Below are 21,355 nucleotides of genomic sequence, written 5' to 3' on the forward strand. Positions count from 1 at the left end.
GGCCCCCCGCAGCGGTCCAAGCCACCGTCGGGAAACAGGCAATGCTTCGATTCATCACTCGCCGAACCTTCGGCGCCGTGGTCACCCTGGTGATCATCGCCGCCGTCACGTTCTTCCTCTTCTTCGCCGTACCGGCCGACCCGGCGCGGCTCGCGTGCGGCAAGGTCTGCCCGCCCGAGCTGCTCGAGCAGGCACGGCACAACCTGGGGCTGGACCAGCCGTTGTTCGCCCAGTTCGTGTCCTGGCTGTCCGGCATCTTCGTCGGCCGCGACTACGAGGGGCTGGGGCACTGCTCCGCGCCCTGCCTGGGCTACTCCTTCGTCAACAAGGCACCGGTGCTGGGGACGATCCTCGACCGGCTCCCGCTCACCATCTCGCTGACGATCGGCGCGGCGGTCATCTTCTTCATCTTCGGCGTGGCCACGGGCATCATCGCGGCGCTGCGGCAGGGGAAGGCCCTGGACAAAATCGCCAGCGTGTCGTCCCTCATCGGCGCCTCCGTGCAGATCTACTTCGTCGGCACGCTCGCGCTGTACTTCCTCGTCTACCAGAACCACATCCTGCGGCAACCCAAATACGTGCCGTTCACCGAGAACCCACTCTCCTGGGCCGCCGGACTGCTGCTGCCCTGGATCGTGCTGGCGCTCATCTTCACCGCCAACTACACCCGCATGACCCGCTCGACGATGGTGGAGCAACTCGGTGAGGACTACGTCCGCACCGCGCGGGCCAAGGGCATGTCGGCCCGCAGCGTCGTGATGAGATTCGCGCTGCGCGGCACCCTGACCCCCATCGTCACCATCCTGGGCATCGACCTCGGAGCGCTGATCGGCGGAGCGATCATCACCGAGACCACCTTCGGGCTACAGGGCGTGGGGCAGCTCTCGATCAGAGCCGTCACCTCCTCCGACCTGCCCATGCTGATGGCGACGGTGCTGGTGGCGGCAGGGGCCATCGTCGTGTTCAACATCATCGTGGACATCATGTACGCCTTCATCGATCCCCGCGTGCGGCTGAGCTAGGAGTCTCGAAGAAAGTGTCAACTCCGTTCCTCTCCGTCCGTGACCTGACCGTCGACTTCCACACCGAGGACGGCGTCGTCCACGCCGTGAACGGGCTCTCCTTCGACGTGGAGAAGGGCACCACGCTGGGCATCGTCGGCGAGTCCGGCTCCGGCAAATCGGTGACCAACCTGACCGTGCTCGGCCTGCACAACCCGGAGAACACCACGATCAGTGGCGAGATCCGGCTGGACGGCGACGAGCTGATCGGCGCCTCCCGGTCCAGCATGGAGAAACTGCGCGGCAACAAGGTCGCGATGATCTTCCAGGACCCCCTGACGTCGCTCTCGCCGTACCACACCATCGGCAAGCAGATCGGTGAGGTCTACCGCAAGCACAAGGGCGCGAGCCGCGCCGAGGCCAGGGACCGCGCGATCGAGATGCTGACGCGGGTCGGCATCCCCCAGCCGAAGACCAGGGTGGACGACTATCCCCACCAGTTCTCCGGCGGCATGCGGCAGCGCGCGATGATCGCGATGGCGCTGGTGTGCGACCCCGACCTGCTGATCGCCGACGAGCCCACCACCGCCCTGGACGTGACCGTGCAGGCCCAGATCCTGGACCTGCTCAAGAACCTCCAGGACGAGATGGGCACCTCGATCATCCTGATCACCCACGACCTGGGCGTGGTGGCCAACACCGCGCACGACGTGCTGGTGATGTACGCGGGACGGGCGGTGGAACGCGGCACCGTCAAGGAGGTGCTGCACGAGCCCCGCCACCCCTACACCTGGGGCCTGCTGGGCTCGATGCCCCGCCTGAGCTCCGCGGTGGACGTGCCGCTCCTCCCGGTTCGCGGTACGCCGCCGAGCCTGCTCAACGTCCCGCCGGGCTGCCCGTTCCACCCCCGGTGCGACTACGTGAAGCTGGCGGGTCCCGAACTGTGCCGGTCCGAACGGCCCGAACTGTCCCCGCACCGCGGCCACGGCGACGCGTGCTACCTGACCCTCGCCCAGAAGCGGGAGATCCACAAGTGAGCGAGACAACCGGTGAATCCGGCGGCGAGGCGCTGCTGGAGCTGTCCGGGCTGAAGAAGCACTTCCCCCTGACGGGCGGCCTCATCTTCAAGCGTCAGGTCGGTCAGGTCCACGCGGTGGACGGCATCGACCTGACGGTGCACGCCGGGGAGACCCTGGGGCTGGTCGGCGAGTCGGGCTGTGGCAAGTCCACCACCGGACGGCTGGCCGCCCGGCTGCTGGAGCCGACCGCGGGCAACATCCGGTACGCCGGGCAGGAGATCGGCCACGCCAGCCGCAGGGGGCTCAAGCCGATCCGCGCCGAGATTCAGATGATCTTCCAGGACCCGTACTCGTCGCTCAACCCCCGGCACACCGTGGGCAGCATCGTCGGCGGCCCGATGGAGATCAACGGCATCAACCCTGCGGGCGGCGTGAAGAACCGGGTCCAGGAACTGCTGGAGATCGTCGGACTCAACCCCGAGCACTACAACCGCTTCCCGCACGAGTTCTCCGGCGGCCAGCGGCAGCGCATCGGAGTGGCCCGCGCGCTCTCCCTCAACCCCAAGCTGATCATCGCCGACGAGCCGGTCTCGGCGCTGGACGTGTCGATCCAGGCGCAGGTCGTCAACCTGCTCCAGCAGCTCCAGCGCGACATGGGCATCGCGTTCCTGTTCATCGCGCACGACCTGGCCGTGGTCAGGCACTTCTCCCAGCGGGTCGCGGTCATGTATCTCGGCAAGATCGTCGAGATCGCCGACCGGGACTCCCTCTACACGCGTCCGCGCCATCCCTACACCCACGCGCTGCTCTCCGCGGTCCCCGAGGTCACCGAGGACGACGAGCCCCGCGAGCGGATCCGCCTGGCCGGAGACGTGCCCTCCCCGATCAACCCGCCGTCCGGCTGCCGCTTCCGCACCCGCTGCTGGAAGGCGCAGGACAAGTGCGCGACCGAGGAACCCCCGCTGGTCAGGCTGGAGGGGAACAAGGAGGGGCACCTGACCGCCTGCCACTTCCCCGAGCAGCCGAGCGTGCACGGCAGGGACGTCGTGCTGGACCCCGCACTGCGGTCTTAGTCTGCGGCGCGGCCCTGAGCCGCCCGGTACCCGCCTCTCGTCGAGACTTCACCTCCGAGAGGCGGTGGGGCCGCGAGGGATCAGGCCTTCTCGGCGAGGGCCCGCAGGCCGTCCACCGCGCGGGCCGGGTCGTCGGCCCCGTAGACGGCGTTGCCCGCCACGAAGACGTCCGCCCCCGCCTCGGCGCAGCGCTCGATCGTCTGGGCCGACACCCCGCCGTCCACCTGCAGCCAGACCTGGCCCCCGTGCCCGTCGATCAACGTCCGGGCCCGGCGGATCTTGGGCAGCACCACGTCGAGGAACTTCTGCCCGCCGAATCCGGGGTCGACGGTCATCACCAGCAACATGTCGATCTCGCCGAGCAGGTCCTCGTACGGCTCGACCGGCGTGGCCGGGTTCAGCGCGAGGCCGGCGCGGGCTCCGGCCCCGCGGATCTGGCGCAGGGTGCGGATCGGGGCCTTGGCGGCCTCGACGTGGATGGTCACGCTGCCCGCCCCGGCCTCGGCGTAGGCCGGGGCCCAGCGGTCCGGGTCCTCGATCATGAGGTGGCAGTCGAGCGGCGTCGAGGTCGCCTTGAGGAGGGACTCGACGACCGGCAGCCCGATGGTCAGGTTGGGCACGAAGTGGTTGTCCATGACGTCGACGTGTAGCCAGTCGGCGTTCGGGATCGCCGCGGCCGCCTCCGCGAGGCGGGCGAAGTCGGCGGACAGGATGCTGGGAGAGATCTGTACGGCCATGATGCGGTCGAGTCTATTGGGTCGTCTCCGGCCGTCGTAACGACGGACGACTCATCCGTGGACGTTCGCCGGCCGGCTGCGTGCGTCGCCGTCCCGCGCCGGATGAAGGCCCGGTATCGAGGCATCCGCTGAATCCCCGCCGCCCGGACAGGGCCGTAAGGCGCCTCCGGCCGGACCGCACACCGCCGGCTCATTCCGAAAATCCCGGAATGAGCCGGCGGTGTGACCCGTGCGAACGCCGAGGCCGGTTCAGCGGTGCCGAGGGGAGCCGCCGGAGGGCGTCAGACCTTGAGCTGGAGCTGGTAGTCCTCGATCCACCGGTTGAACTCGAGCAGGCCGTCCAGCGATGCGCGGGTTCCCGGAGGGCTGTCGTCGGACATGGGCTGTTCGAGGATGATCCGGATCCTGTCGAGGTCGATCAGCGGCGTGGCGGCGATGTCCCCGCGGTCGAGCAGCCGGGCCGTCTCCACGCGAAGGGCCTGCTCGTAGGAGGGGTCCTGGGTGGAGGGGTAAGGGCTCTTACGACGATCGAGCACCGAACGCGGCAGGATGTCCTCCGAGGCGGCCCGGAGCAGGCTCTTCTCGTAGCCGTCGAAGGTCTTCATCGCCCACGGGGCGTTGAAGACGTACTCCACCAGCCGGTGATCGCAGAACGGCACCCGGACCTCGAGGCCGACGGCCATGCTCATGCGGTCCTTCCTGTCGAGCAGGATCTGCACGAACCGGGTGAGGTGCAGGTAGCTGATCTCCCGCATGCGCCTCTCCACGGCGCTCTCGCCGGGCAGCCGCGGCACCTCGTCCAGCGCCTGCCGGTAGCTCTCGGCGCGGTAGCCGGGAATGTCCAGCTCACGCCGCAGATCCTCGCCGAGGATCATGTTCAGACCGGTGAACCTCATGGCCTCCCCCGACACCAGCCACGGGAAGGTGTCGGCGTTGACCGCCGCGGGGTCGTGGAACCACCGGTAGCCGCCGAAGACCTCGTCGGCGGACTCACCCGACAGCGCCACCGTCGACTGGCTCCGGATCGCCTTGAAGAGCAGATAGAGCGAGGTGTCCATGTCGCCCATGCCGGTCGGCATGTCGCGTGCCCTCAGGACGGCGTCGCGTACGCCCGGGTTCATGAGGTCCGCGGAGTCGAGGACGATGTCGGCGTGGTCGGTGTGAACGTGGTCAACGACGTCGTGGGCGAACGGCGTGTCGGGGGTGCCGCGCATCTCGTCGGGCTTGAAGTTCTCGCTGTAGCCGACGAAGTCGACGGAGAACGACCGGATCTTGCCCAATCCCTGCTTCTCGACCGCCTGCTGGGCGAGCGCGGTGACGGCGCTGGAGTCGAGGCCACCGGAGAGCAGGGTGCACAGCGGCACGTCGGAGATGGTCTGACGGTCGACGATGTCGTCCAGCAGCTCTCGCACGGTCCGGACGGTGGTGGGAATGTCGTCGGGGTGCTCGTAGGACTCGAGCTTCCAGTAACGGCGCTTGCTCAGGCCCTCCCGGCTCACCCGGACGGTCTGGCCGGGACGCACCTCGTACATCCCGCGGTAGATCCCGTGCTCCGGTGGCTTGACGAAGGAGATCAGCGCGCGTAGCCCGTCGGCGTCGACCACCGCCGGCTGCGCGAGCGGGTTGGCGAGGATCGCCTTGGGCTCGGAGCCGAACAGCACGCCCTCCGGCGTCGGATAGTAGTAGAGCGGCTTGATGCCCATCCGGTCGCGGACGAGCAACAGCTCCTCGCGGCGGGTGTCCCAGATGGCGAAGGCGAACATGCCGTTCAGCCTGGTGGCGAGATCCTCGCCCCATTCCAGGTAGGCCCGCAGGACGACCTCGGTGTCGCTGCGTGTGCGGAATCGGTGGCCTCGCGTGGTCAGCTCGGCGCGCAACTCCTGGAAGTTGTACACCTCACCGCTGTAGATGAGGACGGCGAGCTCCCGCCCGTCCTCATCCGCGATCATCGGCTGACGTCCGCCCTCGATGTCGATGATGGCGAGCCGCCGGTGCCCCATCGCGGCGTGTGGAGCCAGCCACAGTCCTTCGTCGTCCGGTCCGCGGCAGGACATGGTGTCGGTCATGGCCTGTGCGACGTCCCGTGACTGCCTGAGGTCGCGTCCGAAGTCCACCCACCCAGCGATTCCACACATCTCGACAACCCCTCGCTTGTCGTGAAGTCTTTCCACCTTTCAACAACGTCGGGGGGCAGCTCAATGTCACACAAAGGCTAAAAGTAGGACAATTGGTAGATAGGACCGCAAACTCATCAAGGGAAGAATTCAGGCGGAGGCGCCGCGAGCCTCCACCTCGATCATCCGCGATCTCCCCGCGCCGGCCCCGCGAGGGGCAGGTGCGGACAGTCGCTCAGCGGCGGCGCAGCAGCGCCAGGAACATCCCGTCTGTGCCGTGGCGGTGGGGCCAGAACTGGGCGTGAGGGCCCTCGCCCAGCCCGTCGACCTCGGGAAGGTAGGAGCGGGCGTCGAGGGCCTCGACGTCGTCGCGGCGGCGCAGGATGTCACCGACCACGGCGGCCGTCTCGGCCAGGTGAGGCGAGCAGGTCGCGTAGGCGACGACCCCGCCGGGGCGGACGGAGTCGAGGGCCGAGGTGAGCAGCTCACGCTGGAGCCTGCCGAGCTCGGGGAGACTGCGGGGGTCGCGGCGCCAGCGGGCCTCCGGCCGGCGGCGCAGGGCGCCCAGGCCGGTGCAGGGGGCATCGACCATGACCCGGTCGAACGACCCCGGCCGCCAGGCGGGAGCCGTACCGTCGACGGTGACCACCGAGGCGTTGCGGGTGGTCTGCCAGACCAGGCGGGCGCGGTGATACTGAAGCTCGGCGGCGAGGAGGTTGGCTCCGCCGGAGAAGGCCACCGGACCGGATGACCCGGCCTGCTCCCCTGAGGCGTGCACCGGCGCGCGACCGGACTCGTCTCCGTGGGTGGCGATGGCGTCCAGGAGGCCCGCCTTGCCACCGGGGCCGGCGCACAGGTCGAGCCAGCGGGAGTCCGTGCCCTCCACCGGGACCCGGGTCAGGGCCAGGACGACAAGCTGGCTGGCCTCGTCCTGGACGGCGGCGCGCGACTCGGCCACGGCCGGGACGGCTCCGGGGTCGCCCTCGGGCAGGTAGGCCGCGTAGGGAGAGTATTGGGCGGGCTCGGCGCCCGAGGCGAGAAGCTCCTCGATCGACGAGCGGCCGGGGCGGGCGACCAGGGTGACCCGGGGACGCTCGTTGTCGGCGGCCAGCAGGGCGGCCGTCTCGTCGAAGTCGCCGCCCACGGCGTCGCGCAGCGCGGTGACGATCCACCGCGGATGACTGTGCGCCACGGCCAGATGCCCGATCGGATCCTCGGCGGAGTCAGGGGCCACGATCGGGAGCCACTGCTCCAGGGAGCGGGTCGAGACCTTGCGCAGCACGGCGTTGGCGTACTTCGACGCGCCGACGCCCACGCGCAGCCGCACCAGGTCGACGGTCGTGCCCACGGCGGCGTGCGGGGGAACCCGGGTCTTGAGCAGCTGGTGCACCCCGAGGCGGATGGCGTCGAGCAGCGGCGGGTCCACCTTCTCCGGGGCCCGGTCGCTGCAGGCGGCGATGATCTCGTCGTAGGTGCCGAGGCCGCGCAGGGTGCCGTAGGCCAGCTCGGTCGCCAGGCCCGCGTCCCTTCCGGACAGGCGACGCTCACGCAGCAGCGCGGGCATCAGCAGATTGGCGTAGGCGTCGCGCTCGTCGACGGCGCGCAGCAGGTCGTACGCGGTGTTGCGGGCCGCGTCGTGAACCGGTTTGGGCGGCCGGGCGCCTCTGCCTCCGGCGCTCTTGCCCCCGCCACCCGAACCCTGGCCCCGGCCGCCACCTGGGGCGCCACCGGAGCCCCTGCCTCGGCCACCGCCGGAACCCTGACCGCGGCCTCCGGCCGGAGCACCGGCGCCCTGCCCGCGACCGCCCGCTCCCTGGCCGCCGGCACCGCCTCGCGCGCGGCCTCCGGCCCCGCCCGCGCCGCCGCGCGGGACATCCCCGCCGTTCCCCCGATTATTCATGATCTTCAGGCCAGCCGATCCTCGTCGGTGGGCCGCACACCGCGGGCCCACTCTCCCGCGTTCATCAGGCGCTTGCCCTGCGGCTGCACCTCACCCAGCTCGACCGGGTGCGTGGCCGTACCGACCAGAACAGAATTCTTGGACGCCGCGATCCGGCCGGGGGCCAGACCCGTGGCGTCGGGTGCGAGTCGCACCGGACCGAGCTTGACCCGCTGACCGCGGAACTCGGTCCACGCGCCCGGGGCGGGCGTGCAGGCGCGGATCAGGCGGTCCACCCGCATGGCGGGCGCGGACCAGTCGACCCTGGCGTCCTCCACGCTGATCTTCGGGGCGAGGCTCACCCCGTCGACGGGCTGCGGCATGGCCTCCAGCTTGCCGTCCTCGATCCCGTCCAGGGTCGCCAGCAGCAGCCCGGCGCCGGACTCGGCGAGCCGGGCCAGCAGATCGCCGCTGGTGTCGGTGGGCCGGATCTCCTCGGTGACCACGCCGTAGACCGGACCGGCGTCCATCGCCTTGACGAGCTGGAAGGTGGCCGCACCCGTGATCTCGTCACCGTGCAGTACGGCGTGCTGCACCGGAGCCGCGCCGCGCCAGGCGGGCAGCAGCGAGAAGTGGAGGTTGACCCAGCCGTGCCGCGGGATGTCCAGGGCGGACTGCGGCAGGAGCGCGCCGTAGGCCACGACCGGGCAGCAGTCGGGGTCAAGTTGCCGGAGCCGCTCCAGGAACTCCGGATCGCCCGCCTTGTGCGGCCGGAGGATCTCGATGCCGGCCTCCTCGGCGAGCTCGGCGACGGGACTCGGCTGGACCTTGCGGCCCCGGCCCGACTGGGCGTCCGGCCGGGTGACGACGGCGACGACGTCGTGGCGCGGTGAATCGATCAGTGCCCGCAACGAGGGCAGGGCGGTGTCCGGAGTTCCGGCGAAGACCAGGCGCAAGGTTCCTACAGAGCCTTCCCGTGGGTAGCGTGCGGAGAGAACTTGAACGTGGGGGTCGACGACAGCCCGCTCCACTCGGCCTCGCGGATCTCCTTCATGGCGAGCTTGCGCTGCCTGAGATCCATCCGGTCGATGAACAGCACGCCGTCCAGGTGGTCGGTCTCGTGCTGGAAGCAACGGGCCATCATGTCGGTGCCCTCAAGGGTGACGGGCTCGCCGTGCATGTTGAAGCCCGTCGCCACGGCCCGCACCGCCCGGGGCGTCGGGTATGACAGGCCGGGGAAGGACAGGCAGCCCTCCTCGCCCTCCTCGTCCTTCTCGTCCGACAGGTCGAGACCGGGGTTGATCAGGTGGCCGAGCTGGTCATCCACGTAGTAGGTGAAGACCCGCAGGCCGACCCCGATCTGCGGCGCGGCCAGTCCGGCTCCGGGGGCGTCCATCATCGTGTCCGTGAGGTCTTTGACGAGCTTGCGCAGCTCCTTGTCGAAGTCCTTCACCGGATCGGCCGGGGTACGCAGCACCGGGTCGCCGAAAAGGCGGATCGGCTGAATGGCCAACAGGGATCTCCTCACACTTTCCGGGGATCTCCCAGTCTAAGGGCCTGACCGTGTCCTTCGGATCCTCTGCCCGCACGCCGCGAGATCGGCGGGAACCCCTGGCCGTGACCCTATCGGGAACGGACCTTCACGGCCGCCCCGTCGGCCGTGCCCCCATCGGGAACGAGCCCTCGAAACGAGCCGTCATGGCTGCCTTCCCGGGCCGTGCCCCCTATCGGGAGCGGACCTTCATGGCCGCCTTGCGCGCGCTCTTGGCCACCGCCGCCTTGCTGTGATGGGCGCCCAGCAGGTCCAGGACGGCGATCGTGTCGGGATGGTCCACCAGGGCCATCTCCTCCACCAGCCGGACCAGGTCCTCGCCGGGTTCGAGCGCGTCGAACCCGCACAGAGCCTCGGGGACGTTGCCGAGGTGAATCAGCGAGGCGAGCGAGTCGACCGTGAGCCAGGTGCTGTCGGCGGGAGTGAGGTCGGGTGCCGGCAGGTCGCGGATGTGCAGCCAGGACGCGGCGTAGCGCCACATGGCGGGCTCGGAGAGCGCCTCCCTGAGGGGAGTCTCGGCCTCGGGCCCGAGCTCCTCCAGAATCCTGCCCACGGCCCCGCGCAGGCCCGCCGTACCGGATACGGCGACCTTGACCAGCTCGCGGGCGGCGACCTCGGGACGGCGGGACTCCAGCCACACGGTGACGGCGCTGGGAGCGGCCGAGCCCTTCACGATCGCATCGACCAGCTCGGCGGCGCCGAGGTCCGCGAAGGCGGCGACCTCCGCACCGGTGGGCGCGTCGTGGCCCTCGCGCAGCAGATCCTGGCGGACGGCCCAGATGCCGAGCGGGGTCAGCCGGGGCCAGCCCGCCTGCGACGGCTCGATGAGCCCGCAGTAGCCGAGCAGCGACAGCGCCGTCTCCAGCTCGCCGGGCAGGGCGACGGTCAGCGCCCGCATCTCCGCCGGGCGGGCCTCGCAGGCCACCTCGTGGGACTGGAGGATGCCCTTGACGAGGGTGGCCGAGGAGAGGCCTTCGCCCACGGCGTACAGGGTGGCGAGCATCTCGGCGAGGTGGTCGTCCACCACCGCGGATCCGGTCAGGCCCTCGTCCGCGCGGTCCAGGACGTCCATGACCACGCCGTCCCAGAATCCCAGCAGGGCCTCCGGGGGCAGCCCGGGAGAGAGCACCAGGGGGCCGGGCGCCGCCACGCCCCGGGAGACGCGGAGCATGCCGGTGTTGACCGCGACGACCCAGAGCAGGTGCAGCCGTGCGGGGCTGGGCAGCCCGAGCTCGGCGCACGGCAGGAAGGGGTCGGGCAGCAGGTTCTCGGGGGACACCTCGCGGGTGCCGGTCCACGCGGCCAGCCGCTGGGCGTCAAGCACCAGCGGGACCTTGAGCACGGACGCCGCGAGCTCGCCGTCCGGAGAGAGCTCGACCGGTGGGAAGGTCAGCGCGTCGGTGCCACAGCTGGGGCAGTCACAGTCCTCGTTGTCGGCGACGGCTCCTTCGAGAACAGCCGCTCGCGCCTCACGGGGTCCTGCTCCCAGCTCGTCCACCAACCTGCGCAATTCGCCGATATCGAAGACGTTGCCAGTGTTCCCGCTCTTTGCCACCCGTGAAACTTACTGCACTCAAGCCTCACACATACACGGCTCAACCGATCGCGCGTGAACGCGCTTTGAAGGCCGCCTTACGGGCCGCCTTGGCCGTGTTCTGGTCCTCCAGGGAGCGTCCCAGCAGCTCAAGGACGTCGACGACGTCCGGGTGGTCGACCCGCCACATCTCCTCGATCACGTGTGCCGACGGGCCCGATGCCGACATGTTCTCGGCGAACGTCTCCGGGTCGTCCTCGGCGGCGGGCATGGCCAGGGCGAGCATGTCCACGCTCATCCAGAGCACCTCCTCCTGGGTGAGCGCCGGGGCGGCCAGGCCCCGCGCGGACAGCCAGTGGATGGCGTGCGGGCGCAGCTCCGCCTCCTCCAGGTAGGCGCGCACCGCGGCCTCGGCGTCGGGGCCGAGCCGGTCGACGACCGTCACCGCGATGCCCCGGGCGATCGAGGGCGCGCCGGAGGCGGCGCCCAGCAGCTCCGTGGCGGCCTCGGCCGGGGTCCTGTTCTCCAGCCAGCCCTCGATGTCGGCCTCGGCCATCTCGGTGGGTATCCCGGAGAGCAGTCCCTCGATGAGCTCCGACGCGTCGGCGACGGTCAGGTCGGCGGCCTCGGGCGCCTCGATGCCCAGGTCGGCGTAGAACTCCCGCAGGCCCCACAGGGCCAGCGGGGTCAGCTCCAGGACCTCGTCTCCCGGCTCGGCCAGCCCGCAGTACGCCAGCCGCCGCACGACGTCCCGGACGTCGATCTCCCCGTCCTCGGTCAGCCCGATCTCCTCGAGGTATTCCGTGACCAGGGGGATCGGCACCGGCGCCTGCAGGCGGTAGAGCATGTCGCACAGGCCGTAGAGCTCCTCGTCGAGGGAGCTGTCGCCGGTGACGGCGCCACCGGTCTCCTTCTCCACGACGAACTCCACCACCGCCGCCCACGTGCCGAGCGGGTCGAAGTCCTCGCCGTCGAAGATGGCGGCGCCCTCCACCTCGACCAGGCCGGTGTAGACGGCCAGGTTCCACAGGAGCGTGGGATCGGCCACCGCGAGCTGCGCGGTGGCCTCGGCGGCGTCGCGGACCCTGAGCCGTCCCTTGAGGGTCGGCGTGCGGCCCCCGGCCAGCATCCACTGGACCAGCCGCCGGACGTCGGTCACCAGGGGCACCCGCAGGACGCTCTCCGCGAGCGTCTCGCGGGGCGCGAGCCGTACCGGGGGAAGCGGGGAGCAACCGGGGCAGTCACAGGCCTCGGAGACGGGTTCCTCCACCGCCGACAGTGAGACGTCGCCCTGCTCCAGCGAGTCGGCGCCCATCGCGCTGAACAGGCTCTTGGCCATGCCGAACCGGGAGGTGTCGGCGAGCGCGACCGGCATCTCGGGCTCGATCCTGTCCAGGACGAGCCGCATGCGGACGGCCATCTTGCCGCCGATCTCCTCGGTCGCGAGCAGGAAGTCGACCAGCGTGCGAGCCGCGGCGACGGTCTCGGAGGCGCTTTCCGGCGGGGCGATGACCTTGCGGGGGTAGATGTTGAGCAGCAGTTCCTCGAAGGCGACCGGGGTGAAGTCACCCAGCTCGTTCACGTCCAGATAGTCGCTCGCGTAGTCGCAGAGCAGCCGTACCTCGTCCACGTCAACATCCAGGCCGTGCGCACGCCCCCACGCGCGCAGGTCGTCTACGGCCCGATTCACCCATTCGATCGACACAGGGGAAAATTAACGGCTTACTGCCAGCACCGCGAATCGGGGAAATAACTCAAATCACATCGAGGGGGTCAATGCATACCCTGACCACCTCCGAAGCCTTACGTGCGGAGCGCACTCCGACGGCCCCTTTCAGCGCGGTGGCCAGGGCCGATCCGGACCCTCGCGGGACCCGCACCATGGCGCGTTCTCGCACTTCGTCCCCCCTGGGCGCGTCCACGGGAACCGGTCCGAGAACCTGCGCCTCACCGGGCAGCACCACCTCGCCGAGCATTTCCCTCACCGCCGCGGGAGACCCCGTAAGGGTCGCCAGCCTTACCGCGGGGGGGAAACCTAGTTCTGTCCTCTCGGCCAGTTCCCGTTCGGCATGGGTGATGGGATCCCAGCGCAGCAGCGCCTGAACGGCGAGCACCGAGGAGTCCGCCATCACCACCAGCTCGGCCCGGGGCCGCAGCAGCGCCGCCGCGTTCATCCACCGGCGCAACGTCTCCTCGCCGACCCGCAGATCGGGCCGGCCGAGCAGCGCCCATCCGTCCAGCAGCACCGCGGCCGCGTAACCGCCCTCGGCCACCGGCTCGGCCCCCGGGGTGGCCACCACCAGCGCGCGACCGGCGCCGACCGTGGCGAGCACCCCCTCCTTGCCCGAGGTCCTGACCTGGACCGAGGGAAAGGCCCTCCCCAGCTCCTCGGCCGTACGGCGGGCGCCGATCACCTGTGCCCGCACCCGGGCCGCACCGCAGGCCGAGCACCGCCAATCCCCCGCGATCCGGCCGCACCAGCGGCAGTAGGGGACGGCGTGGCCGCCGCGCAGCGCGAGCGGTCCCCTGCAGTGCCCGCAGCGCGCCGGGGCCCGGCAGTTCTGGCACGCCAGCGCGGGCAGGTAGCCCCGCCGGGGGACCTGCACCAGCACCGGACCGCTCTCCAGACCGGCGCGCAGCGTCCGCCAGGCGAGGCTGGGCAGCCGCGCCGCCCTGGCCGCCTCGTCCTTGGCCAGCTCCGAGTCCTCTCCCGCGGGATGGACCCTCGGAGCCCTGTTCCTGACCGTTTCGCGGGCGGCGGCGATGGGCCCCGCCCAGCCGGTGGCGATGAGCTGGGTGGCCTCCGCCGTACGGGCGTATCCCCCGATGAGCAGGCCCGCGCGCGCCTGATGTGCGCGGAGGGAGAGGATCTCCCTGGTGTGCGGGTACGGCGCGAGCCGCTCGGCGTGCAGGTCGTCCCCGTCGTCCCAGATCACCACCAGCCCGAGGTCCCTGACCGGGGCGAACGCCGCCGCCCTGGTGCCGACCGCGACCCGCGCCTGTCCCCGGAGCACCCGCAGCCACCGCCGGTAGCGCTCAGCGGGCCCCAGATCGGCGGTCAGCGCCACGTGCGTCCCGGACCCCAGGGCCTCGCTCAGCGCCGCGTCGGCCAGCGCCACGTCCTTCCCGTCGGGAAGGACCACGAGAGCCCCCCTGCCCCCTCGGAGGGTCTCCCGCACGGCCGTCGCCACCGCCGTCGCCCACGCGGGCCCGCCCTCGCCCATCCCGGGCAGAGCGGTCCACACGGCCCGCGGCGACCGTCCATCGGCGAGGGCCGCCAGGAACGACTCCCCATCCGGGTAGTCCGCCCACGGCCCGGGCTCCGGCCGCTCCCTCCCCGGGCCGCCCTCAGCGCCTTCCTCAGCGCCGCCCTCGGCCTCCACCCTGGCGTGGCGGGGCGGCACGGCCAGGCGCAGGACGTCGGCCAGGGTCCCGGCGTAGCGGTCGGCCACCGCGCGGGCCAGCAGGACGATCTCGGGGGTGAGCACGGGCTCGGCGGAGACGACCCTCTCCAGGCGGGCCAGCTTGCCCTCGTGCTCGGTCGTCTCCGCCCGCTCCAGCAGGAACCCGTCGACGAGCTTGCCCGCGAACCGGACCCGGACCCGGGTGCCGGGCACCGCGTCGGCGTCCAGGGCCGCGGGGACGAGATAGTCGAACGGGCGGTCCAGATGCGGCAGCGGCATGTCCACGGCGACCCGCGCGACCGGCAGCACCGCGGCGGGCTCCGGCACCCCCCTGGCCGGGGCGTCCGTCTTGGGCACCCTGGCCGTGGCGGCGGTCCTGGGCGTCCCGGCGGCCCTGACGGCCCTGCCGGCCCTGGCCCGCGCCGTCGCGGCACCGCCCGGCACGGGCCGCGCGCGCACGGCGTCGAGCGGTAGCAGGGCGTCGTCGTCCGACGAGGAGCTGGCGTGGGGCACCCACATGTCCTACCAGATGCCGGGAGCCGTCCTCTCCCTTGAGAGCCGAACCTGGAGGGTCTCCGGTAGAAGCCGTGGCCACGTTCAAAGAGCCGTGCGGGACCGCCGCCGCACATTCGGTCAATCGCGTGACATGAACGCGCCCGCAGCAGTTGCCGGGATCGAGCCGTCGATCGGCGGCGCGATCCTTGGACGTGAGTGAAACCAAGCGCCGCGGCGGCCTCGCTCTGTACGGTGTCGCGGCTGGCGAAGCCGAGTTTGTCTCCCGGGTCCTCCAGCAGCGGGAGTGCGGCCGGCTCCGCGGCGTCTGGAAGCCGGAGGACGGCGAGACTCATCGCCGGGGAGATCCTTGCGAGGCCGGTCGCGTGATCCAACTCACAGGGGGCGTTGTCACGGATGATCCCGGTCGCCGGTTCTTAAGGCGACGAAGGGAACAGGAAATGACACTCCGTACTGTGGTCCTCGGCGCCGGTTACTCGGGGCTCACCGCCGCCAAGCTGGCGGCCAAGTGGACGGACACCGAGGTAACGCTGATCAACGCGAGCGATCGGTTCGTCGAGCGGGTGCGGCTGCACCAGCTCGCGGCGGGCCAGCGGCTCCGGGACCTCCCACTGAGCGATCTCCTCAAGGGCACAGGGGTGGAGCTCGTCGTCGACCGCGCGACGGAGATCGACGCGGCGGAGCGGACCGTACGGCTGGAGCGGGCGTCCCAGGCCGTGGGCTACGACATCCTGATCTACGCCCTGGGCAGCCAGGCCGATCTCGACTCCGTTCCCGGCGTGGCCGAGCACGCCTACAGCGTCATCGAGCCCGATCGGGCGTTGCGCCTGAGAGAGCGCGTGGGCGAGGCCGGGGTGATCGCCGTGGTCGGAGGCGGGCTGACCGGCATCGAGGCCGCTACCGAGTTGGCGGAGACCCATCCGGGATTGACGGTGAAGCTGGTGACAGATGGCGTTCTGGGCGGCTCTCTGTCGGAGCGCGGCCGGCGCTACCTGCGGCGAACCTTCCATCGTCTCGGCATCGACGTCCGGGACGGCGTCCGGGTGGCCGAGGTCCGCGCGGACGGTCTGCTGCTGGAGGGCGGCGAGCACATCGGCGCCGACACCGTCGTGTGGACGACCGGTTTCCGGGTGCCGCACCTGGCTCGCGAGGCCGGGTTCGCCGTCGACGGGCACGGCCGCATGATCGTGGATGAGACGCTCCGCTCGGCCTCGCACCCGGAGGTCTACGGGATCGGGGACGCGGCGGCCATACGGAGGCCGGACGGGCAGGAGTTGCGCATGGCGTGCGCGACCGGACTGCCGACCGCGCAGCAGGCCGTCCGCGCCCTCGCCGACCGCCTGTCCGGACGCGAGCCGCGCCCCCTGCACTTCCGGTACTTCAACCAGTGCATCAGCCTGGGCCGGCGCGACGGGCTCATCCAGTTCGTCAACGCCGACGACAGCCCGCGCGCCACCGTGCTCACCGGGCGTACGGCGGCGCTGTACAAGGAGGCCATCGTGCGCAGCACGATCATCGTCCAGCGCCACCCGGCCATACCGGCCGGCATGTGACCACCTCGCCGGCCTGAACCGGGGATTCCCCGTGCCGCTCACGCGGCCTCTTGCGGAGCGCGTGATCCGGCGCGGGGTGGGTGGCCGACGCGGCGCCGCGCGGAACGCCCCGATCCGTACGCCCGGCTCCGCCGCCGGCTAGGGCCTTCGAACCGGCGTGGGACGCGGACGGCCGCGGAGCGGCCGGAGGCGCGGCTGGTCCGGGCATGGAACGGCCCCCGTGAGGCTTCTCACGGGGGCCGTTCCACAGGCTGAGGTCAGAGACCGGCGGCCGCGCGCAGGCTCTCGGCGCGGTCGGTGGACTCCCAGGAGAAGCCCTCCCGGCCGAAGTGCCCGTAGGCGGAGGTGGCCGAGTAGATCGGGCGGAGCAGGTCGAGGTCACGGATGATCGCGGCCGGGCGGAGGTCGAAGACCTTGAGCACGGCTTCCTGGATCTTCTCGGCCTCGATCTTCTCGGTGCCGAAGGTCTCCACGAACACGCCGACCGGGTGTGCCTTGCCGATGGCGTAGGCGACCTGGACCTCGGCGCGGTCGGCCAGACCGGCGGCCACGATGTTCTTGGCGACCCAGCGCATGGCGTAGGCGGCCGAGCGGTCGACCTTGGACGGGTCCTTGCCGGAGAAGGCGCCGCCGCCGTGGCGGGCCATGCCGCCGTAGGTGTCAACGATGATCTTGCGGCCGGTCAGGCCGGCGTCGCCCATCGGGCCGCCGATCTCGAAGCGTCCGGTCGGGTTGACCAGCAGGCGGTAGCCCTCGGTGTCGATCTCCAGGTCGGCGAGCACCGGGTCGACCACGTGCTCCTTGATGTCCGGCGCGAGCATCTCCTTGAGGTCGATCTCGGCCGCGTGCTGGGTGGAGACCACCACGGTGTCGAGGCGGACCGGCTTGTCGCCGTCGTATTCGATGGTGACCTGGGTCTTGCCGTCGGGGCGCAGGTACGGAACGGTGCCGTCCTTGCGGACCTGCGACAGGCGCTCGGCGAGGCGGTGTGCCAGCTGGATCGGCAACGGCATCAGCTCGGGCGTCTCGCGGCAGGCGTAGCCGAACATCAGGCCCTGGTCGCCGGCGCCCTGACGGTCGAGCTCGTCGATGCCCTCACCCTCGCGGGCCTCATAGGCGTCGTCGACGCCCTGGGCGATGTCGGGCGACTGAGCGCCGATGGACACCGACACGCCACAGGAGGCGCCGTCGAAGCCCTTGTGGGAGGCGTCGTAGCCGATCTCGAGGATCTTTTCCCGGATCAGGCCGGGGATGTCGACGTAGGTCTCCGTCGTCACCTCTCCGGCGACGTGGACCTGACCGGTGGTGATCAGCGTCTCGACGGCGACACGACTCTTGGGATCACCCTTGAGCATGGCGTCGAGAATCGCGTCACTGATCTGGTCGGCGATCTTGTCCGGGTGGCCCTCTGTGACCGACTCGGAGGTGAAAAGGCGACGGGACAAGTCAGTGGCTCCTCATGCAGCGGCTGCTGGCGTCTGGGGGCTCTGGCGTCGACAGGACACCAGTAGCGCTTCGCCGAAGTCTAGCCCCACCTGGAGTGGCGTCGCGAAACCATCTCGTATCCGGCTATCGCGTGTCGGTCCGCCTCGATGGGAGGCAGCGACCGGACAATCAGGTCTTCACCTGGAGCTATCTTATCAAATCGAGTACGTCCTGATCAGGGAGAAAGCCCCTGAATCAACTTCGCCGGAACCTTCGTCAGAGCCTCTGTCAGAGGGTGAGGCCCGGCCCGAGGCCGAAGAGACCGAGCGCTCGTCAGAGGTGGGGAAGCGGGTCCGGGGGCAGCGTCTCGGGCGCGAACACCTCGGCGTCGGCGGCACAGATCACCGCCACGTACTCCTCGTCGACCTTGAACACCATGCCTCCCAACTCGATGGCCGCGCCCGCGGAGAACTCCACCGGGCCGAGCCGGGTCCGCCGGGAATGGGTGGCGTAGACCGCGGTCGGCAGGATCCGGTCGGAGAACGCGGTGGAGAGCGGGGAGAGTGTGGGCAGCGTGGACAGCACGCAGATGGAGCGGTCGGTGATCGCGATCAGAAAGGACGCCGTCTCCGGGGAGCTCGCCGACGTCGCGGGCAGAAGGTAGCGCAGGTCTTCCCCGGGAGGGAGCAGCGCGCGGCAACGAGCTCTGACAGCGGCGGGAACCGGCATGGTCAAATCCCTCCCTACTGCAACGTTCCAGGTCATCTCGGACGCAGTATCCGTCGAGAGAAGATCCCGGGCAAGCAGATCAGGCAGATCAGAGAAGACGTGCGGCCACGAGATCCCAGACCACGTCGGCGAGCGCCTCCTTGGGACCGCGCGGGATGTCCACCTGGTCACCGTCCGCGACCAGGACCACCGCCGCGTTGTCCGGGGTGCCGAAGGCGAGGTTTTCGCCGACCTGGTTGACGACGAGCAGGTCACAGCCCTTGCGGGCGAGTTTGGCCCGCCCGTTGGCGAGGACGTCGTCGGTCTCGGCCGCGAACCCCACGATCACCTGCGGGTACGGCTTGAGCCCCTCGCGGCGGCGCTCGCCCAGCTCGGCAAGGACGTCTGGATTTTTCACCAGATGAATTGAGTCGGGCTCCGCCGAGGTCTTCTTGATCTTCGACCCGCTCTGCGCCGAGGGCCGGAAGTCGGCGACGGCGGCGGCCATGACCACGGCGTCGGCGCCCTCCACCGCGTCCAGCACCGCGGCCCGCAACTCCAGGGCCGACTCCACCCGGACCATCCTGGCGCCGGCCGGATCGGGCAGGGCCACGTTGGCGGCCACCAGCGTGACCTCGGCGCCTCTGGCGAGCGCCGTGCGGGCCAGCGCGTAGCCCTGGAGACCGGAGGAGCGGTTGCCGATGAAACGGACCGGATCGATGGCCTCGCGGGTGCCACCGGCGGAGATCACCAGGCGGCGGCCCGCCAGATCCGCGGCACGCCCGGTGAGGATCCGCCGGCAGACCTCGAAGATCTCTTTGGGGTCCGGCAGCCGGCCCGGACCCGTGTCGGCGCCGGTCAGGCGGCCCACGGCGGGATCGATGACGATCGCGCCGCGTTCGCGGAGCGTGGCGACGTTCGCCCGGGTCGCGGGGTGCTCCCACATCTCGGTGTGCATCGCCGGGGCGAACACCACCGGGCACCGCGCGGTGAGCAGGGTGTTGGTGAGCAGGTCGCCCGCCAGGCCGTGGGCGGCCTTGGCGAGCAGGTCGGCGGTGGCCGGTGCGACCACCACCAGGTCGGCGCCCTGCCCGATCCGGACGTGGGGCACCTCGTGCACGGACTCCCAGACGTCGGTCGTCACCGGGTTGCCGGAGAGGGCCGCCCAGGTCGGCTCGCCGACGAAGCGGAGCGCCTCCCTCGTCGGCACGACGCGGACGTCGTGACCGGACTCGGTGAAGAGGCGGAGCAGCTCGCACGCCTTGTAGGCGGCGATGCCCGCGCTCACCCCGAGGACGACACCGGGTTTGCGACCGTCAGGCGTCGGCACGGGGGGACTAGCCCTCGATCGGCTCGGAGGTGAGCAGACCCTCGCTGACCTCGCGCAGCGCGATGGACAGCGGCTTCTCCTGGGCGTGGGTCTCCACGAGCGGGCCGACGTATTCCAGCAGGCCCTCGCCGAGCTGGGAATAGTAGGCGTTGATCTGACGCGCCCGCTTGGAGCCGAAGATCACAAGGCTGTACTTGCTGTCGACGATGTCGAGCAGCGCGTCGATCGACGGGTTGGTGATGCCTTCGGAATAGGCGGCGCTGGTTGCCACGTTGTGTTTCCCCTAGCTAGGTGAACGTCCGGGGCGTGAGGCCTCGGGAGCATCAGCCAACAAGGCTATCAGCCGATGACACACATCCTGGACGGATGTGTTGACCAGAGTCAGGTCGAACTCCTGCTCGGCCGCCATCTCGATCCGGCCCGCGGCGAGACGGCGCGCGATGACGTCCTCGGGCTCCGTGCCGCGGCCGCGCAGGCGCTTCTCCAGCTCCTCCCAGGTCGGGGGGGCCAGGAAGATCAGGATTGCCTCCGGCATGGTCGCACGGACCTGCCGGGCGCCCTGCAGGTCGATCTCCAGCAGCGTGGGCACCCCGGCGGCGAGCTTGGAGAGCACCGGACCCCGCGGCGTGCCGTACTTGTTGCCGGCGAACTCGGCCCACTCCAGCAACTCGCCGGAGGCGGCGAGGCGATCGAACTCCGCCTCGTCGGCGAAGAAGTATTCGACCCCGTGGACCTCACCGGGGCGGGGTTTCCTGGTGGTCACCGAGACCGACAGCCACACCTCGGGGTGTGCCCGCCGAAGCTCGGCGACGACCGTGGACTTGCCTACGCCCGACGGCCCGGAGAGGACCGTGAGGCGGTTGCCTGTCGGAAGTCCGGCGAAGGCTCGCGCCTTCTCCGGACTCCCGGCAGGGGATGTGGCGCGACCGGACCCGCTCTTCGCGGTTGCCTCCGGAGCCCGACTCGCATCGGGCCACGACGTTCCGGTCACTCCAAACCCCCCGTGTTGCCTTCCCCGCGGATGCGGGGTGAATGTGTTCGTACTGAACCGAGATTAGCTCTCGGCCCCGCCGAACTCACGCTCGAGCGCAGCTCGCTGGTTGGTACCGAGACCCCGCACGCGGCGAGAATCTGCGATGCCAAGCCGCTCCATGAGCTGCTTGGCGCGGACCTTGCCCACGCCGGGAAGCGACTCCAGAAGAGCCGAAACCTTCATCTTGCCGATGACGTCGTCGGCCTGCCCGTCTTTGAGCACCTCAGTCAGAGAGACCGCACCGTGCTTCAGGCGGTTTTTCACCTCGGCACGCTCTTTTCGTGCCTTCGCAGCCTTCTCTAGGGCTGCGGCGCGCTGCTCAGGGGTAAGGGGAGGAAGAGCCACGCCGGGTCACCTCGAATTTCCTGTCGATGTACTCGGACGGGAAGGGAAACTAGCTGGTCATGGCGCTTCAAGCAACGTCAAGGCCACTTTCTTCCTTGAGAAAATCTACTTCGTGACTTTGTGTAATCATGCCGT

General features: G+C 70.5%; 18 protein-coding genes. 4 read left to right on the forward strand and 14 right to left on the reverse strand.

Features of this window, described 5'->3' with window-relative positions:
* Positions 1-41 precede the first annotated feature (41 nt).
* Genes CHC08_RS06235 through CHC08_RS06245 form a run of 3 tightly spaced genes read left to right on the forward strand, consistent with a single transcriptional unit; the run spans position 42 to position 3,093 of the window.
* Complete coding sequence (locus tag CHC08_RS06235) at positions 42-1,022, forward strand: ABC transporter permease (RefSeq protein WP_089206183.1); 981 nt, start codon at positions 42-44, stop codon at positions 1,020-1,022.
* Positions 1,023-1,036: 14 nt separating this feature from the next.
* Positions 1,037-2,038, forward strand: a complete 1,002-nt coding sequence (locus tag CHC08_RS06240; RefSeq protein WP_089206184.1) for an ABC transporter ATP-binding protein — start codon at positions 1,037-1,039, stop codon at positions 2,036-2,038.
* Positions 2,035-3,093: an ABC transporter ATP-binding protein gene (locus CHC08_RS06245; protein ID WP_089206185.1), complete on the forward strand. Its 1,059-nt coding sequence runs from the start codon at positions 2,035-2,037 to the stop codon at positions 3,091-3,093. Before CHC08_RS06240 ends, CHC08_RS06245 begins: the two co-directional genes overlap by 4 nt.
* 80 nt (positions 3,094-3,173) lie before the next feature.
* Here CHC08_RS06245 and rpe read toward each other — a convergent pair whose 3' ends face one another.
* From rpe to CHC08_RS06285, 8 genes are all read right to left on the reverse strand, one after another.
* Entirely contained in the window at positions 3,174-3,830 is a 657-nt protein-coding gene (gene rpe, locus CHC08_RS06250) for a ribulose-phosphate 3-epimerase (RefSeq protein ID WP_089206186.1), read from the reverse strand.
* 281 nt (positions 3,831-4,111) lie between these two features.
* Complete coding sequence (gene asnB, locus CHC08_RS06255; RefSeq protein ID WP_089206187.1) at positions 4,112-5,965, reverse strand: asparagine synthase (glutamine-hydrolyzing); 1,854 nt, start codon at positions 5,963-5,965, stop codon at positions 4,112-4,114.
* A 214-nt stretch (positions 5,966-6,179) separates the two neighbouring features.
* The gene (locus tag CHC08_RS06260; RefSeq protein WP_089206188.1) at positions 6,180-7,844 is read right to left on the reverse strand and encodes an RsmB/NOP family class I SAM-dependent RNA methyltransferase; all 1,665 of its coding nucleotides are present in this window, start codon (positions 7,842-7,844) and stop codon (positions 6,180-6,182) included.
* Positions 7,845-7,849: 5 nt separating this feature from the next.
* A complete protein-coding gene (gene fmt / locus CHC08_RS06265) occupies positions 7,850-8,779 on the reverse strand; it encodes a methionyl-tRNA formyltransferase (protein WP_089206189.1) in 930 nt (309 codons plus the stop codon).
* 5 nt (positions 8,780-8,784) lie between these two features.
* Complete coding sequence (def, locus tag CHC08_RS06270; protein WP_089206190.1) at positions 8,785-9,336, reverse strand: peptide deformylase; 552 nt, start codon at positions 9,334-9,336, stop codon at positions 8,785-8,787.
* A gap of 211 nt (positions 9,337-9,547) precedes the next feature.
* On the reverse strand, positions 9,548-10,930 hold the full coding sequence (locus CHC08_RS06275) for a hypothetical protein (protein WP_089206191.1): 1,383 nt from the start codon (positions 10,928-10,930) through the stop codon (positions 9,548-9,550).
* Positions 10,931-10,970: 40 nt separating this feature from the next.
* Positions 10,971-12,614, reverse strand: a complete 1,644-nt coding sequence (locus tag CHC08_RS06280) for a hypothetical protein (RefSeq protein WP_245878156.1) — start codon at positions 12,612-12,614, stop codon at positions 10,971-10,973.
* 49 nt (positions 12,615-12,663) lie between these two features.
* Positions 12,664-14,826, reverse strand: coding sequence for a primosomal protein N' (locus tag CHC08_RS06285; RefSeq protein WP_245878157.1), 2,163 nt, complete (start codon positions 14,824-14,826; stop codon positions 12,664-12,666).
* Between the two features lie 440 nt (positions 14,827-15,266).
* Here CHC08_RS06285 and CHC08_RS06290 point away from each other — a divergent pair, with 440 nt between their 5' ends.
* Positions 15,267-16,379 (forward strand): NAD(P)/FAD-dependent oxidoreductase, encoded by a 1,113-nt coding sequence (locus tag CHC08_RS06290; protein ID WP_179281907.1) that lies wholly within the window; start codon positions 15,267-15,269, stop codon positions 16,377-16,379.
* Positions 16,380-16,636: 257 nt separating this feature from the next.
* Here the strand turns inward: CHC08_RS06290 and metK are convergent, their stop codons facing one another.
* From metK to mihF, 6 genes are all read right to left on the reverse strand, one after another.
* Positions 16,637-17,824: a methionine adenosyltransferase gene (metK, locus tag CHC08_RS06295; RefSeq protein WP_089206194.1), complete on the reverse strand. Its 1,188-nt coding sequence runs from the start codon at positions 17,822-17,824 to the stop codon at positions 16,637-16,639.
* A gap of 313 nt (positions 17,825-18,137) precedes the next feature.
* On the reverse strand, positions 18,138-18,533 hold the full coding sequence (locus CHC08_RS06300; RefSeq protein WP_089206195.1) for a hypothetical protein: 396 nt from the start codon (positions 18,531-18,533) through the stop codon (positions 18,138-18,140).
* Positions 18,534-18,621: 88 nt separating this feature from the next.
* Complete coding sequence (gene coaBC / locus CHC08_RS06305; RefSeq protein WP_089206196.1) at positions 18,622-19,842, reverse strand: bifunctional phosphopantothenoylcysteine decarboxylase/phosphopantothenate--cysteine ligase CoaBC; 1,221 nt, start codon at positions 19,840-19,842, stop codon at positions 18,622-18,624.
* A gap of 7 nt (positions 19,843-19,849) precedes the next feature.
* Entirely contained in the window at positions 19,850-20,113 is a 264-nt protein-coding gene (rpoZ, locus tag CHC08_RS06310; RefSeq protein ID WP_030909981.1) for a DNA-directed RNA polymerase subunit omega, read from the reverse strand.
* Between the two features lie 12 nt (positions 20,114-20,125).
* Positions 20,126-20,833: a guanylate kinase gene (gene gmk / locus CHC08_RS06315; protein WP_089206197.1), complete on the reverse strand. Its 708-nt coding sequence runs from the start codon at positions 20,831-20,833 to the stop codon at positions 20,126-20,128.
* 63 nt (positions 20,834-20,896) lie between these two features.
* A complete protein-coding gene (mihF, locus tag CHC08_RS06320) occupies positions 20,897-21,220 on the reverse strand; it encodes an integration host factor, actinobacterial type (RefSeq protein WP_089206198.1) in 324 nt (107 codons plus the stop codon).
* Between the last annotated feature and the right edge of the window lie 135 nt (positions 21,221-21,355).

Origin of the sequence: Streptosporangium subroseum, assembly GCF_900188345.1 — a bacterium.
Classification (GTDB): Bacteria; Actinomycetota; Actinomycetes; order Streptosporangiales; family Streptosporangiaceae; genus Streptosporangium; species Streptosporangium subroseum.